At 63.2% G+C, this 13,643-nt stretch carries 15 protein-coding genes and 4 tRNA genes; 15 read left to right on the forward strand and 4 right to left on the reverse strand.

The features are described 5' to 3' along the window. The first annotated feature begins 49 nt into the window (after positions 1–49). The 11 genes from CGLAU_RS01565 to CGLAU_RS01610 all read left to right on the forward strand — a co-directional run bounded on the left by CGLAU_RS01565 (position 50) and on the right by CGLAU_RS01610 (position 5,754). Positions 50–131 (forward strand) — tRNA-Tyr (locus CGLAU_RS01565). A 232-nt stretch (positions 132–363) separates the two neighbouring features. Further along, positions 364–436: transfer RNA gene (locus CGLAU_RS01570), tRNA-Thr, on the forward strand. 25 nt (positions 437–461) lie between these two features. After that, a tRNA-Met gene (locus tag CGLAU_RS01575) sits at positions 462–533 on the forward strand. Positions 534–621: 88 nt separating this feature from the next. Further along, positions 622–697, forward strand: a tRNA-Trp gene (locus CGLAU_RS01580). Between the two features lie 24 nt (positions 698–721). Then, positions 722–1,045, forward strand: a complete 324-nt coding sequence (gene secE / locus CGLAU_RS01585; RefSeq protein ID WP_095659177.1) for a preprotein translocase subunit SecE — start codon at positions 722–724, stop codon at positions 1,043–1,045. 145 nt (positions 1,046–1,190) lie between these two features. Further along, a complete protein-coding gene (locus tag CGLAU_RS12210; RefSeq protein ID WP_157731229.1) occupies positions 1,191–1,337 on the forward strand; it encodes a hypothetical protein in 147 nt (48 codons plus the stop codon). 129 nt (positions 1,338–1,466) lie between these two features. After that, entirely contained in the window at positions 1,467–2,297 is an 831-nt protein-coding gene (nusG, locus tag CGLAU_RS01590) for a transcription termination/antitermination protein NusG (protein WP_095660973.1), read from the forward strand. 191 nt (positions 2,298–2,488) lie between these two features. Continuing rightward, a complete protein-coding gene (gene rplK / locus CGLAU_RS01595) occupies positions 2,489–2,917 on the forward strand; it encodes a 50S ribosomal protein L11 (protein WP_095659178.1) in 429 nt (142 codons plus the stop codon). A gap of 60 nt (positions 2,918–2,977) precedes the next feature. After that, positions 2,978–3,685, forward strand: coding sequence for a 50S ribosomal protein L1 (gene rplA, locus CGLAU_RS01600; RefSeq protein ID WP_095659179.1), 708 nt, complete (start codon positions 2,978–2,980; stop codon positions 3,683–3,685). A 138-nt stretch (positions 3,686–3,823) separates the two neighbouring features. Next, complete coding sequence (locus CGLAU_RS01605) at positions 3,824–5,044, forward strand: glycosyltransferase family 4 protein (RefSeq protein ID WP_095659180.1); 1,221 nt, start codon at positions 3,824–3,826, stop codon at positions 5,042–5,044. 32 nt (positions 5,045–5,076) lie between these two features. Next, positions 5,077–5,754, forward strand: a complete 678-nt coding sequence (locus tag CGLAU_RS01610; RefSeq protein ID WP_095659181.1) for a metal-dependent transcriptional regulator — start codon at positions 5,077–5,079, stop codon at positions 5,752–5,754. Here CGLAU_RS01610 and CGLAU_RS01615 read toward each other — a convergent pair. The 3 genes from CGLAU_RS01615 to CGLAU_RS01625 are packed head-to-tail and all read right to left on the reverse strand — an operon-like array spanning position 5,655 to position 8,220. Beyond that, positions 5,655–6,578, reverse strand: coding sequence for a metal ABC transporter permease (locus CGLAU_RS01615; protein WP_051952118.1), 924 nt, complete (start codon positions 6,576–6,578; stop codon positions 5,655–5,657). The genes CGLAU_RS01610 and CGLAU_RS01615 overlap by 100 nt on opposite strands. Continuing rightward, complete coding sequence (locus CGLAU_RS01620) at positions 6,575–7,300, reverse strand: metal ABC transporter ATP-binding protein (protein WP_034997179.1); 726 nt, start codon at positions 7,298–7,300, stop codon at positions 6,575–6,577. Before CGLAU_RS01620 ends, CGLAU_RS01615 begins: the two co-directional genes overlap by 4 nt. Continuing rightward, positions 7,297–8,220, reverse strand: coding sequence for a metal ABC transporter substrate-binding protein (locus CGLAU_RS01625; protein WP_095659182.1), 924 nt, complete (start codon positions 8,218–8,220; stop codon positions 7,297–7,299). Before CGLAU_RS01625 ends, CGLAU_RS01620 begins: the two co-directional genes overlap by 4 nt. A gap of 303 nt (positions 8,221–8,523) precedes the next feature. On the opposite strand from CGLAU_RS01625, the gene rplK (CGLAU_RS01630) reads away from it, so the two are divergent. The 4 genes from rplK (CGLAU_RS01630) to CGLAU_RS01645 all read left to right on the forward strand — a co-directional run bounded on the left by rplK (CGLAU_RS01630) (position 8,524) and on the right by CGLAU_RS01645 (position 12,521). Next, positions 8,524–8,952 (forward strand): 50S ribosomal protein L11, encoded by a 429-nt coding sequence (gene rplK, locus CGLAU_RS01630; RefSeq protein WP_095659183.1) that lies wholly within the window; start codon positions 8,524–8,526, stop codon positions 8,950–8,952. A gap of 98 nt (positions 8,953–9,050) precedes the next feature. Beyond that, positions 9,051–9,758, forward strand: coding sequence for a 50S ribosomal protein L1 (gene rplA, locus CGLAU_RS01635; RefSeq protein WP_095659179.1), 708 nt, complete (start codon positions 9,051–9,053; stop codon positions 9,756–9,758). A 73-nt stretch (positions 9,759–9,831) separates the two neighbouring features. Continuing rightward, entirely contained in the window at positions 9,832–11,250 is a 1,419-nt protein-coding gene (locus CGLAU_RS01640; RefSeq protein ID WP_095659184.1) for a phytoene desaturase family protein, read from the forward strand. A gap of 137 nt (positions 11,251–11,387) precedes the next feature. After that, entirely contained in the window at positions 11,388–12,521 is a 1,134-nt protein-coding gene (locus tag CGLAU_RS01645) for a choice-of-anchor M domain-containing protein (RefSeq protein WP_095659185.1), read from the forward strand. A 9-nt stretch (positions 12,522–12,530) separates the two neighbouring features. Here the strand turns inward: CGLAU_RS01645 and CGLAU_RS01650 are convergent, their stop codons facing one another. Further along, positions 12,531–13,376, reverse strand: a complete 846-nt coding sequence (locus tag CGLAU_RS01650; protein ID WP_095659186.1) for a glycosyltransferase family 2 protein — start codon at positions 13,374–13,376, stop codon at positions 12,531–12,533. Between the last annotated feature and the right edge of the window lie 267 nt (positions 13,377–13,643).

Below are 13,643 nucleotides of genomic sequence, written 5' to 3' on the forward strand. Positions count from 1 at the left end.
AACCAGGCGCTAGTGGTGATGTAGAGTAAGCAACGCACTTTGAGTGCGCGCCAGGTTGCCCGAGCGGCCAAAGGGAGCGGACTGTAAATCCGCCGGCATTGCCTTCAGAAGTTCGAATCTTCTACCTGGCACACAGACGAAAAACCCGTCACTTTCACTGCGAAGGTGGCGGGTTTTGCCGTTGCGCTTGTGGACGGGTTTGAGTGGTGCAATCGCGTTAAACGGGCCGTCGATAATGGCCCCGAAACTTGCTCCGAACTGCCGATTTGTGTTCATTCGACACATCGGGTTAATCTCTTTAAGGCTTCAACGGAGCGGGCCGCGTAAGAGTACATCTTGCGAGGTTCACAACAAAGAGGCTGTGCCCCCTTAGCTCAGTCGGCAGAGCGTTTCCATGGTAAGGAAAAGGTCATCAGTTCGATTCTGATAGGGGGCTCTGTTGTTTGCGTAAGCAAGCACATGGCGGTGTAGCTCAGTGGTAGAGCAAGCGACTCATAATCGCTGTGTCGAGAGTTCAATTCTCTCCATCGCTACGTACCTCGATCGGGTGCGGTGTGTGAAAAATTCGCGCCGAGGCTCGTGATAGGGTCTAGGTGCATTGCACATTTCGCGCGATGCTCTAGGGGCGTGGCGCAATTGGTAGCGCAACGGTCTCCAAAACCGTAGGTTGCAGGTTCGAGTCCTGTCGCCCCTGCCAATCCATCACAATGGAGGAGTTTCTTTGACTAATCCGAACGGTCAGACCCCGGCACAGCCGACCGGTAAGCGTCAGCTGCGCGGAGCTTCTCCGGTTTCTTCCTCCACCTACGAAGAAAAGCGCGCTCCTGCCAAGCAGGAAGCCAAGGCCGAGGAGAACTACGGCGGCGGTGCCGCGCAGTTCCCGGGCGAAGTCGCTGCTGAGATGAAGAAAGTCATCTGGCCCACCGGCCGCCAGATGGTCAACTACACGCTGATCGTATTCGCGTTCCTCATCCTGGTCACCGTGTTGATGTGGGGCACCGATGTGCTCGCAGCGAAGCTGATTGGCTGGGTCCTCATCCCCTAAGCTATACTTTTCGACGAACATTCCCGCCGCCTCGGAGACACGAGGAGGGCGGGATACTTTTTGGCCCGTGCCTATCGGAAGGTAGGTACGCTGTGTCGCAAAGTAGCAATGCCGTAAAAAGTGTCACAGATGAAAGGAGTTCACCATGGTTGAAGCGAACAAGGACGCGAAGAACACCGTCGAGAACAACGAGCAGGAGATGATCGACGAGGGTGCTCCGGTGTCCCCGAAGACTGACCCTGAAGCCAGCGAAAGCGACCAGCACGGCAAGGAAGGTGACTCCTCCAACTAAGAGGAGTGGAGTATGGAACGTGAACAAGAGCTCCGCAACGATCCGGAGCTGAAAGCTGAAAAGCAGATGATCGCTGAGGACGTGGAGTCCGCAGAGGAGTTTGCCGAAGAGGTCGAGGACAACCAGGAGATGATCGACGAGGGCGCTCCGGTGATTCCGGAGACCGAGCCGCTCCTGGGCGAGTCCGAAGCCGAGGTTGAAGCGGAGGCAGAGGCCGACGCGGAGGCTAACGACGAGGTTGTCGAAGAGCCCATCCAGGAAGGTGACCTGGCCGCAGCAGAGGCAGCCCTCGGCGGGGAGGCAGAGGACACCGACAGCGAGTACCGCCGTCGCCTGCGAGAGTACACCCGCGAGCTGAAGAAGCTGCCCGGCGAGTGGTACATCATCCAGTCCTACTCCGGCTACGAGAACAAGGTGAAGACCAACCTCGACATGCGTATCCAGACGCTCGAGGTGGAGGACTCCATCTACGACGTCGTCGTGCCCATCGAGCAGGTCCTGGAAAACAAGGACGGCAAGAAGAAGCTGGTCAAGCGCAAGCTGCTGCCCGGCTACGTGCTTGTGCGCATGGACATGAACGACGCTGCGTGGTCCGTGGTCCGCGAGACTCCGGGCGTGACCAGCTTCGTTGGTAACGAGGGTAACGCCACCCCGGTGAAGCACCGCGACGTCGCTAAGTTCTTGATGCCCAAGGCTGAGCCTGCCGCTGGCGAGGCTGCAAAGGCGAACGAGGACGGCGAGACCGTCATCGCAATGCCGGAGGAAGAGACCAAGCCGGCACTGGCGCACGACTACGAGGTCGGCGAGGCTGTGACCATCCTCTCCGGCGCGCTGGCGTCGGTGTCCGCGACGATCAACTCGATCGACCCGGAGACCGGCAAGATCCAGGCTCTCGTGTCCATCTTCGGCCGCGAGACCCCGGTGGAGCTCACCGCCGATCAGATCGAGCGGAGCATCTAGCAGCATTTTGCTTTCGGGCGTTTGCGCCCACTACACTCAAACGTCGCGTCTGCCGCACCTGGCAGCGCGACGTTTTTCAATCGTTTCTCCCCGGTGGCTGGGCTACGCAAAAAGCGGAACCCCGGCATCCGGAGGTGCGCGCGGCATTCATCGTGGCCGCGCGTGCCGTACCAAGGAATTGAGGTAAATCGATGGCTAAGAAGAAGGTCACCGGCCTGATCAAACTGCAGATCGAGGCTGGTATGGCAAACCCGGCCCCGCCGGTTGGCCCGGCGCTTGGTGCCCACGGCGTGAACATCGTTGAGTTCACCAAGGCATACAACGCTGCAACCGAGTCCATGCGCGGCAACATCATCCCGGTTGAGATCACCGTCTACGAAGACCGCTCGTTCGACTTCGTGCTGAAGTCCCCGCCGGCTGCATCCCTGCTGCTGAAGGCCGCTGGCCTGCAGAAGGGGTCCGGCGTGCCGCACACCGACAAGGTGGGCAAGGTCACCTGGGAGCAGTGCAAGGAAATCGCCGAGACCAAGAAGAACGACCTTAACGCCCGTGACATCGAGGCAGGCGCCGCGATTATCGCTGGTACCGCCCGCTCCATGGGCATCGAGGTCGAGAAGTAACACCCCACCCCGTGGCAGGGCCGGCCAGGCCCGCACCACAATTTCCGGAAGGAACCGAACATGGCACAGTCCAAGCACTACAAGGAGCAGCTCGCGAAGATTGACCGCGAGAACCTCTACCACCCGCTCGAGGCCGTCACCCTGGCTCAGGAGACCTCCTCGAAGAAGTACGACGCCACCATCGACGTCGCTATGCGCCTGTCCGTCGACCCGCGCAAGGCTGACCAGCTGGTCCGCGGCACTGTGAACCTGCCGCACGGCACCGGTAAGACCGTGCGCGTCGCCGTCTTCGCTGAGGGCGAGAACGCCACCAAGGCGCAGGAGGCTGGCGCCGACATCGTCGGCACCGACGAGCTGATCGAGCAGATCAACGCAGGCCAGATCGACTTCGACGTGGCAATTGCAACCCCGGATCAGATGGCTAAGGTCGGTCGCGTCGCCCGCGTGCTCGGCCCGCGTGGTCTGATGCCGAACCCGAAGACCGGCACCGTCACCCCGGATGTGGCTAAGGCTGTCGAGGAGTCCAAGGGCGGCAAGATCGCCTTCCGCGTGGACAAGGCTTCGAACCTGCACGCGCTGATCGGCAAGGCATCGTTTACCCCGGAGCAGCTCGCTGAGAACTACGGCGCGCTCCTGGATGAGGTGCTGCGTCTCAAGCCGGCATCCGCCAAGGGCATCTACCTGAAGAAGATCACCGTGTCCGCAACCCAGGGCCCGGGCGTTCCGGTTGACCCGAACGTGCAGAAGAACTACGCCACCAAGGCGTAACCGCTTCGCGCTTTTAAGCACAGCCCCGATCCTCGGTATCTATTCCGAGGGCCGGGGCTTTATGCTTTGCCCCATGTCACCCCGCGCCGTCGTCGTAGGAGCCGGGCCGAACGGGCTCACCGCCGCCGCCCGGCTATTATGCGTGTGGGAATCGTTGCTGAGTCGTTTTTGCCAAACGTCAACGGGGTCACAAACTCGGTGCTCCGCGTGCTGGAACATTTGAAGCGGGAGGGGCGCGAAGCCATGGTCATCGCCCCCGGCGCCCGCGACTTCCAGGACGAAATTCCGGACTACCTCGGTTTTCCCATCGTGCGCGTGCCAACGGTGATGGTGCCGCTGATTGATTCGCTGCCGATCGGCGTGCCCACCACCACCGTCGCGGCGGCGCTTGCGGAATTCAACCCGGACATCATCCACCTGGCCAGCCCGTTCGTCCTCGGCGGCGCCGGTGCCTTCGCGGCGCGCCAACTGGGCGTGCCGGCGGTGGGGCTGTACCAGACCGATGTGGCTGGGTTTGCCACGAAGTACCACGCCGCCATGATTGCCAACATCGCCTGGGACTGGACGCGCACGGTGCACAACATGTGCGAGATGACGCTCGCACCCTCCTCGGTGTACATCCGCGAGCTGGAATCCCACGGCATCAAAAACGTCCGGCACTGGGGCCGCGGCGTGGACACGGAGCTGTTCAATCCCACGAAGCGCTCCGACGTGCTGCGGCGCGCCTGGGATCCGACAGGGGAGAAGAAGGTCGTCGGATTCGTCGGCCGCCTCGCCGCGGAAAAGTCAGTGCACCGACTCGCCGCGCTGCACGGGGACCTGTCGATCCAGCTCGTGATTGTTGGCGGTGGTCCGGAGCGCGATGCGCTTGAGTCGCTCATGCCGGACGCCGTGTTCACCGGCGCCCTGTCCGGCGAGGAACTCGCCCGCGCCTACGCCTCGCTGGACCTGTTCGTGCACACCGGCGAGTTCGAAACATTCTGCCAGGCCATCCAAGAAGCGCAAGCCTCCGGCGTGCCCACCATCGGCCCGAAGGCCGGCGGCCCCATCGACCTCATCGAACACGGCGAAAATGGCCTACTGCTCGAGGTGGACACCTTCGAAGACGAGCTACCCGATGCGGCCGCCTGGCTTCTCGACGCCGCCCGCCACCCCCAACTCCAACTCACCGCACGCGAGTCCGTAGCCGATAAAACCTGGGCAGCACTGGGGGGCCAGCTGTTGGGCTACTACGAAGAGGTGCTGCGCAGCTACCAGCGCAACGTCATCCAGCTCATGGGCCGGGAAGTAGCGGTGCCGCACTGGGTGCCGGCGCGCATTTCGCAGCCGCGCTCGGTACTGCGGTCTCGCACCGCGTAGGCGCATGCGCGCCGCCAAGTAGAGTGGCGAGCATGTCTGTCAGCGACCTGTCCACCAGCACCCAGAACTACCTCAAAGGCATCTGGGCGATTTCGGAATGGTCAGATACGCCGGTGACAACGTCGTCTGTGGCCAAGCACCTCGGACTGCGGAAATCCACCGTCTCCGACGGGGTGCGCAAACTTGGCGAGCAGGGCCTAGTGGAGCACAAGCCTTACGGCGCCGTCGAGCTGACTGACACTGGCCGCACGTACGCGGTGGCGATGATCCGCCGCCATCGCTTGATTGAAACGTTTTTGGTGGAGGCGTTGGGTTACACCTGGGACCAGGTGCACGACGAGGCTGAAAACCTCGAACACTCGGTGAGTGACTTCATGGTCGATCGCATCGACGCGTTTTTGGACTACCCCAGCCGCGACCCCCACGGCGACCCCATCCCCTCAGCCAGCGGCCGCGTCGACACCCCGGCGGCGGTGCCGCTGACCGCTGTGCAGCCGGGGCAGAAGGCCACGATTGAACGCATTGCCGACGACGACCCGAAACTGCTGCAATTCTTCGACAGTCACGGGCTCGTCGTCGGCGCAACCCTCGAGGTGGGAGAGGGTGCCCCTTACTCCGGCGCGGTCGCGGTCCGGCTTGCCGGCGCGGCGGAGGCGGTGCCGCTCGGCGAGGAAGCCACGGATTCCGTCTTCGTGCGCGTGGATGCGTAACGACGACCCCGCAGCACCCCATGCGGGCCGAACAGGTACACCACACCAAACACCACACCTTGGGCGAGCACGATCATGCCGCCAGAGGCCGTGTCCAGGTAGTAGGAGCAGTACAGGCCCACAATCGCACACGCCGCCGACATGGTCGGGGCGATGATCAGCATCGTGCCGAATTTGTTGGTGAGCAGGTAGGCGGTCGCACCCGGGATGATCAGCATCGCCACCACCAGGATCACGCCAACGGCCTGGAGTGCCACCACTGACGTCAGCGCCAGCAGTGCCAGCAGGGCCGCACCGAGCAGGCGCGGATTCAACCCAATCGCGTGTGCATGGGTGGGATCGAACGCGTAGAGGGTGAAGTCGCGCCGCTTGAGCACCAGCACGCTCAACACGATCGCTCCCAGGATGGCCACCTGCAGCAGGTCCCCACGGGACACACCAAGCAGATTGCCGAAGATGATGTGGTTCAGATCCGTGTGCGAAGGGGTTACCGAAATGAGCACGAGCCCCAGCGCGAACATGGTGGTGAACACAATGCCAATGGCCGCATCCTCCTTCACCCGGGACGTATCGCGCACCAGCCCGATCAGTGCCACCGCAAGGAACCCGAACACCACCGCGCCGACGGCAAACGGCACGCCCAGAATGTAGGCCAGCACCACGCCGGGCAGGACAGCGTGGCTTACCGCATCGCCCATCAGCGACCAGCCAACCAACACCAGCCAGCACGACAACAGCGCGCAGACAATCGACGCCACCAGCGAGGTCGCAAGCGCACGCATCATGAACTCGTACCCAAACGGCTCCGTAAGCAGCGCAATCATGCTGACACCCCCATACCGAAGCCCTGTACCAAATTGTCCGGCTCTAACACCACTTCAGTCGGGGCGTGCATCAACACCCGGCGGTTCAACAGCACTGTCTCCGGCGCGAGCTGGGGCAAGGCAACCAGGTCGTGCGTCACCACAAAAATAGTGGTGCCTTCTGCCGCGAGGTCACGCAGCAGCTCAGTGATGGTGGCCTCGGAATGTTTGTCCACGCCGGCGAAGGGTTCGTCGAGAAGCATGATGCTCGCACCCTGAGCGATACCGCGGGCGATGAAGGCACGCTTCTTCTGGCCACCCGAAAGCTGACCGATCTGGCGGTCTGCGAACGACTCAAGGTGGGTGCGCTCAAGCGCGCGATCCACAGCCGCAATGTCCTCCGCACGCGCGTGGCGGGTAAAGCCCATGTGGCCGTAGCGGCCCATCATGACCACATCACGCACTGTGACCGGGAACTGCCAGTCCACGTCCTCGCTCTGCGGGACGTAGCCCAGCACCTGCGTCTTGCGGGCGCGCATGGGGTCGATGCCGTTGATACGAACCGTGCCGCGATCCGGCTTGACCAACCCCATGATCGCCTTGAGTAGCGTGGATTTGCCCGCGCCGTTCATCCCGATCAGCCCACAGATACGGCCTGGTTGGACGCTCAAAGTTGCGCCGTCGAGCGCGACGACGTCGCCGTAGCGCACCGCAACATCGTCAACCGCGATTGCGGGGATCACTGCTTGCCCCCGTTCAAACCGTCGATGATCACCTTCGTGTCGTGGCGAATCAGATCCAGGTAGGTCGGCACCGGACCGTTTTCCTCAGAAAGCGAATCGACGTAGAGGGTGCCGCCGTACTCCGCGCCGGTGGCCTTCACGACCTGCATCATCGGCGCGTTAGAGACCGTGGATTCACAGAACACAGACGGGACGTTGTTTTCCTTCACAAACTCGATCGCGCCGGCGATCTGCTGCGGGGTGGCTTCCTGCTCAGCGTTGACCGGCCAGATGTAGCGCTCGGTCAACTTCGCGTCGCGAGCCAGATAGGAGAACGCACCTTCGCAGGTGACCAAGGCGCGCTGCTTGTCGGGGACAGCGGCGAGCTTGGTTTCCAGCTCGTCTTGCACAGCCTGCAGTTCCTGCTTGTATGTTTCGCCGTTGGCCTTGAAATCATCGGCGTGCTCCGGGTCGAGTTCGCTGAACGCGTCGACGATGTTGTCCACGTACTTCTGCACGTTCACCGGACTCATCCAGGCGTGCGGGTTGGGCTTGCCGGCGTAGGCGTCCTCCGCGATGTCGATCGGGTCGACACCTTCGCTGACCACGGCGTGGGGCACGTCCAGGTCGGAGACGAACTGGGAGAACCAGTTTTCCAGGTTCATGCCGTTGTCCAGGATCAGGTCGGCGTCGGAGGCGCGCGAGATGTCGCCCGGGGTGGGCTCGTAGCCGTGGATTTCCGCGCCGGGTTTGGTGATGGACTCCACCCGTAGGTGGTCGCCGGCGACGTTCGAGGCGATGTCCTGGATCACCGTGAACGTGGTGAGCACGACGGGGGTGTCTTTGCCGCCTGCGGTGTCTGCGCTGTCCTGCGAACAGCCTGCCAGGCCGGCAGCAAGCGCAGCCGTGGCGGCGAGCGCGAGCACCTTGGATTTCAACATGTTGGTCCTTTTCTTTCTGTGTTCTTTCTGGGCACTTTCCGTGCGGTTAGAGAAGCGGCGGCGGGCCGACGCGGTGGGACGTGGCAATGAATCGGTCGAGCTTTTGCGGGGATTCGTCGCGCAGGTAGACAGCGAGCAGCCGCATCAGGTCCCATACCGGCGAATAATAAAGTTCGTCTGGCAGAACTTTCAAGTGTTGTCTTGTCGTACGACCCCCGTTTGCGGGGGACGAAGTGGACTTGCGCACCATGGCCAAGGCAGACCTGGAGAAGAACCCCTTCGACGTACCTAGGAGGTTTTCACATGGCAAAGAAGAAAGTCACCGGTCTGATCAAGCTGCAGATCGAGGCTGGTATGGCGAACCCGGCCCCGCCGGTTGGCCCGGCGCTTGGTGCGCACGGTGTGAACATCGTTGAGTTCACCAAGGCCTACAACGCTGCAACCGAGTCCATGCGCGGCAACATCATCCCGGTGGAGATCACGGTCTACGAAGACCGCTCGTTCGACTTCGTGCTGAAGTCCCCGCCGGCTGCATCCCTGTTGCTGAAGGCTGCTGGCCTGCAGAAGGGCTCCGGCGTCCCGCACACCCAGAAGGTCGGTTCCGTGACCTGGGATCAGTGCAAGGAGATCGCGGAGACCAAGAAGAACGACCTCAACGCCCGTGACATCGAGGCAGGCGCCGCTATCATCGCCGGCACCGCGCGCTCCATGGGCATTGACGTGATCAAGTAAAACTATTCACCCGTGGCAGGGCCGGCCAGGCCCGCAGACCACATTCCGCGTCGCGCCTCCCCTTCGCTGTGGCGAGTGCGGCATGGAAGGAACCGAACATGGCACAGTCCAAGCACTACAAGGAGCAGCTCGCGAAGATTGACCGCGAGAACCTCTACCACCCGCTCGAGGCCGTCACCCTGGCTCAGGAGACCTCCTCGAAGAAGTACGACGCCACCATCGACGTCGCTATGCGCCTGTCCGTCGACCCGCGCAAGGCTGACCAGCTGGTCCGCGGCACTGTGAACCTGCCGCACGGCACCGGTAAGACCGTGCGCGTCGCCGTCTTCGCTGAGGGCGAGAACGCCACCAAGGCGCAGGAGGCTGGCGCCGACATCGTCGGCACCGACGAGCTGATCGAGCAGATCAACGCAGGCCAGATCGACTTCGACGTGGCAATTGCAACCCCGGATCAGATGGCTAAGGTCGGTCGCGTCGCCCGCGTGCTCGGCCCGCGTGGTCTGATGCCGAACCCGAAGACCGGCACCGTCACCCCGGATGTGGCTAAGGCTGTCGAGGAGTCCAAGGGCGGCAAGATCGCCTTCCGCGTGGACAAGGCTTCGAACCTGCACGCGCTGATCGGCAAGGCATCGTTTACCCCGGAGCAGCTCGCTGAGAACTACGGCGCGCTCCTGGATGAGGTGCTGCGTCTCAAGCCGGCATCCGCCAAGGGCATCTACCTGAAGAAGATCACCGTGTCCGCAACCCAGGGCCCGGGCGTTCCGGTTGACCCGAACGTGCAGAAGAACTACGCCACCAAGGCGTAACCGCTTCGCGCTTTTAAGCACAGCCCCGATCCTCGGTATCTATTCCGAGGGCCGGGGCTTTATGCTTTGCCCCATGTCACCCCGCGCCGTCGTCGTAGGAGCCGGGCCGAACGGGCTCACCGCCGCCGCCCGGCTCGTGGTCAGCGGCTGGGAGGTCGAGGTCATCGAACAAGCCCAGGTGATCGGGGGAGCAGCTTCCACACTTTTGCTTGACGACGCCACCTCCGCCCCAACCCCAATCCGCATCGACAGGGGCGCGGCGTGTCACCCGTTCGGCGTAGCTAGTCCCGCGTTCCGGGCACTCGAGCTTGATCGCCACGGCCTGGAGTGGGTGCGCGCGCCGTACGAGATGGCGCACCCGCTGGACACCGCGGCTTCCGGGGGAGAAGCCGCGTTGCTCGCCGGCACGCTGGACGCAACCGCGGCGGGTCTCGGGCCGGATGCTGAAGCGTGGGTGCATTTGCACCAACCGGTGACAGAACACATGGACGCCCACCTTGAGAACGTCCTTGCGCCGGTGACGCGTTGGCCCGCCCACCCGTTGCTCATGGCGCAGTTTGGCGCCCGCGGTGTGTTGCCGGCGACCTCGTTGGCCAACCGTGTGTTCCAGACCGAGCGCGCGAAAGCGTTGTTCGCCGGCAGCGCCACGCACGCCATCACGTCACCGGCGAACGCGTTCACTGGCGCCTTCGGCTTGCTCTTCGGCGCCCTTGGGATGACGCGCGGATGGCCCGTTGCCAAAGGTGGTTCGGGTGAGGTGGTCGCGGCGTTGGGACGGGTCGTCGATAAGCATGGCGGCACTGTGCGCACGGGTGAGGAAGTGACGGAGCTGCCGCGCGCTGATGCTGTGATTTTGAACCTGACTCCCGCGCAGGTGCTGCGGCTGGACGGCGTGGAGTTGCCGGCGCGACGGGCGCGTGCGATGCGGCGGTGGCGATACGGTGCGGGCGTGCACAAGGTGGATTTTGTGCTGGATGCGCCGGTGCCGTGGGTCGACCCGCGGGTTGGGCAGGCGGCGACGGTGCATGTGGGCGGAGCGGTTGAGGAGATTGTGCGGGCTGAGGATGAGGTGGCGCGTGGACGGTTGCCGCAGCGACCGTTTGTGATGGCGTGTCAGCAGTTTGCGGCTGATGCGTCGCGGGGGCTGATTCTGTGGACGTATGCGCATGTGCGGCACGGGTACCGCGAGCGTCACCCAGGTGAGGTAGCCGAGCGCATTGAGGCGCAGATCGAGCGCTTCGCTCCCGGTTTTCGCGAGGTGGTGCGGCGGCGGATTGAAACGAGTCCGGCCGAGCTTGAGGCGCGGAATCCGAACCTGGTTCGCGGAGACATTGCGGGTGGTGCGATGCGCGGGGTGCAGACGCTCCTGCGCCAACCCCACCGGTTGCGGCGGGGGCTCTACTTGGCGTCCGCCTCGACGGCGCCGGGGGCAGGAGTGCATGGGATGCCGGGGTGGTGGGCGGCGGAAGCCGCCTTGCGCGACTTCGGGTGACGCAGGTGGTGGTGGGGTGACTCGGGGCGCAAGCTGCGCAATCGTGAGACCGACCTTAATTTGTTATAAGGTCGTGCTGAATCTGTTGTACACTGAGCCGCGTTGCCAGAGCCCCGTCGAAAGGGAAATTCGTGTTTATGCAGTCCACTGTCGTCCGCCCCTCCGTTATCGCAGTCGCCCTCGCCGGATCCCTCGCCTTCGCCGGGAGCCCGGTGGCGCATGCTGAGCAGATCGTGCTGGAGAGTGGCCACCTCAACGCCTTCAACGTGACGGCTAAGAACGGGCAGTTGAAGCTCGACCTGAAAGAGGACATCACCGGGCTGAATGTTGAACGCCCCGCAGAGGACGTGACCATGGTGGTGCACAAGGACGCCTACACCGACGCCACCAAGGCGCTGCCGCAGGTTGGCAAGAGCGGTTACGTCCTGCCGCAGGGCTACCACCAGGGCATGCTGCGCCCAGGCTGGACCACCCTGATGGCGCGCTGGGACGGGTTCACCGACGTGAAGATCCGCATCGACGAGGTCACCGGCCCCGGCGAGGTCTACATGTTCAACACTGACGGCAAGGGCGGCTTCAAGGCTGCCGCTGAAGACGGTAACTTCCAGCTCACCCCGGGCAGCGCCATCCACCAGGAAACCCCGGCGCACCTGCACACCCACTGGCTATTCACCGAGCCGGGCGTCTACACCATGAAGGCGACGGCGCTTTCCAACGGCAAGGAATCGAACCAGGCGACCTACACCTGGCAGGTGGGTCAGAAGGCGCACGCACGCCCGATTATGGACGAGCCGCTCTCGCTGGAGCGTATGCAGACCCTGGCCAATGCAGGCAAGCCTGTGCCGCCGGCAGTTGACCCGGTTGAGAAGGGGGCGGTTCCGCCGGCGGCAGATGCTGCGGCGAAGGACGCGGCAAACGCACCGGCGAAAAATGCGGCAGACGCAGTGGCGAAGAACGCCGCCGCCGAGGCTGGGCAGCAAAGTGCCGCTCCAGCGGACGGCTCGGCTTCGCGCCCAGCGACAGTGGCTGGGGAGGATCTCAGCGCGAAGCCGGAAAACCGCGACGAGCTCAGCGCGCAGCCGTCGGAGCAGGGCGGCCTGAGCGCAGAATCCTCATCCGCAGAACGTGGTGCAGGCTCGGCAGATCTTTCGGCGGCTGCGGAATCTAAGCCAGCCCTGGCCGGCCTGGCTCTCGTGCTGGCAATCCTCGGCGCTGGCCTGACGTTCCTGCAGACCGGCGCGCTGAAGGGTATCGCGCTGCCGAAGTTCTAAGCCGGTGGTCTACTGCTTCTTTGCCTCGGCCTGCTCGCGGCGAACCTGACGGCGGCCCGCCCGGCTACCAAGCGCACGCGCGATGCGCTCTGGAGTGATGGAGCCGGAGAAAGTCCACTCGGCTTCACCCTCGCGCTCGAGTGCCTCGCGGAACTCGGGGCTTTCCTCCATGAGCTTGCTCTTGAGCTTCATCGAGGAAGCGCCGTAGCCGCGGTTCTGCTTGTAGATGTCCTTGAGGGTGGAGCGGAGGCGGTAGTACACGATCGCGTCTTCAGCGAAGTACGGCTCGTACCCGGCGATGGTGGCGCGAATGCTGAAGTCGACGTCGTCGTGGGAACCCAGCTTCTCGTCGAAGCCGCCTACGGCCTCCCACACCTCGCGGCGCAGACCGAAGCCGGCGCCGATGACGTAGCGGAATCCGCCATCCCAAACCGGCAGGCCGTTCGCGGTGGGGGATGCCGGCACCGAAGACATGCTGGCCGGGTCGTTTACGGCGACGATGTCCAGGTTGCAGCCGATGAACGGGTGCTCCTCGAGGTGCTCACGAACCCGGTCCAGCCAATCCGGGGCGACGATATCGTCGTTGTCGCAGAACGCGAGGATGTCATGCTTTGCGTTCTTCACGCCGATGTTGCGGGAAGCGGTCACGCCCACGTTGGTCGGGTTCACGATGAGGTTGATCCGCTCATCGTTATTCACCTGGGCCACTGCTTCCTGTACGGTGCCGTCACCGGAACCGTCGTCCATCAGCACAATCTCGTCGCCCGGCTTCAGCTGCTCCAGTACCGCACGCAGCTGGTACACCAAGATGGTGCTCCGCTTCCAAGCACAAATCACCACAGAAATATTTTGCATGTCGTACCAATTCCTCACTCATGGCTTACAATTAATGGTCTTCGTAACCTGGTCATTATGTTCCATATGTTGATATCACCGCAACAGCGCCTTCGTCCACTGTCCACGACAGGTTGATCGATTTGGAGATGCAGCTCGGGCCGAGTACTCTCTTGTTCTGAAGTTTGAACGGGTTGCGCATCTCGCAGCCTGAGCTCAAGTTTCACCGAAGACCGTCGGTCGCTTCCTCGCGGAAGCCGAAGGTATCCCGCTTGCGGGATCGACCCA

The organism is Corynebacterium glaucum, assembly GCF_002287505.1.
GTDB classification, from domain to species: domain Bacteria; phylum Actinomycetota; class Actinomycetes; order Mycobacteriales; family Mycobacteriaceae; genus Corynebacterium; species Corynebacterium glaucum.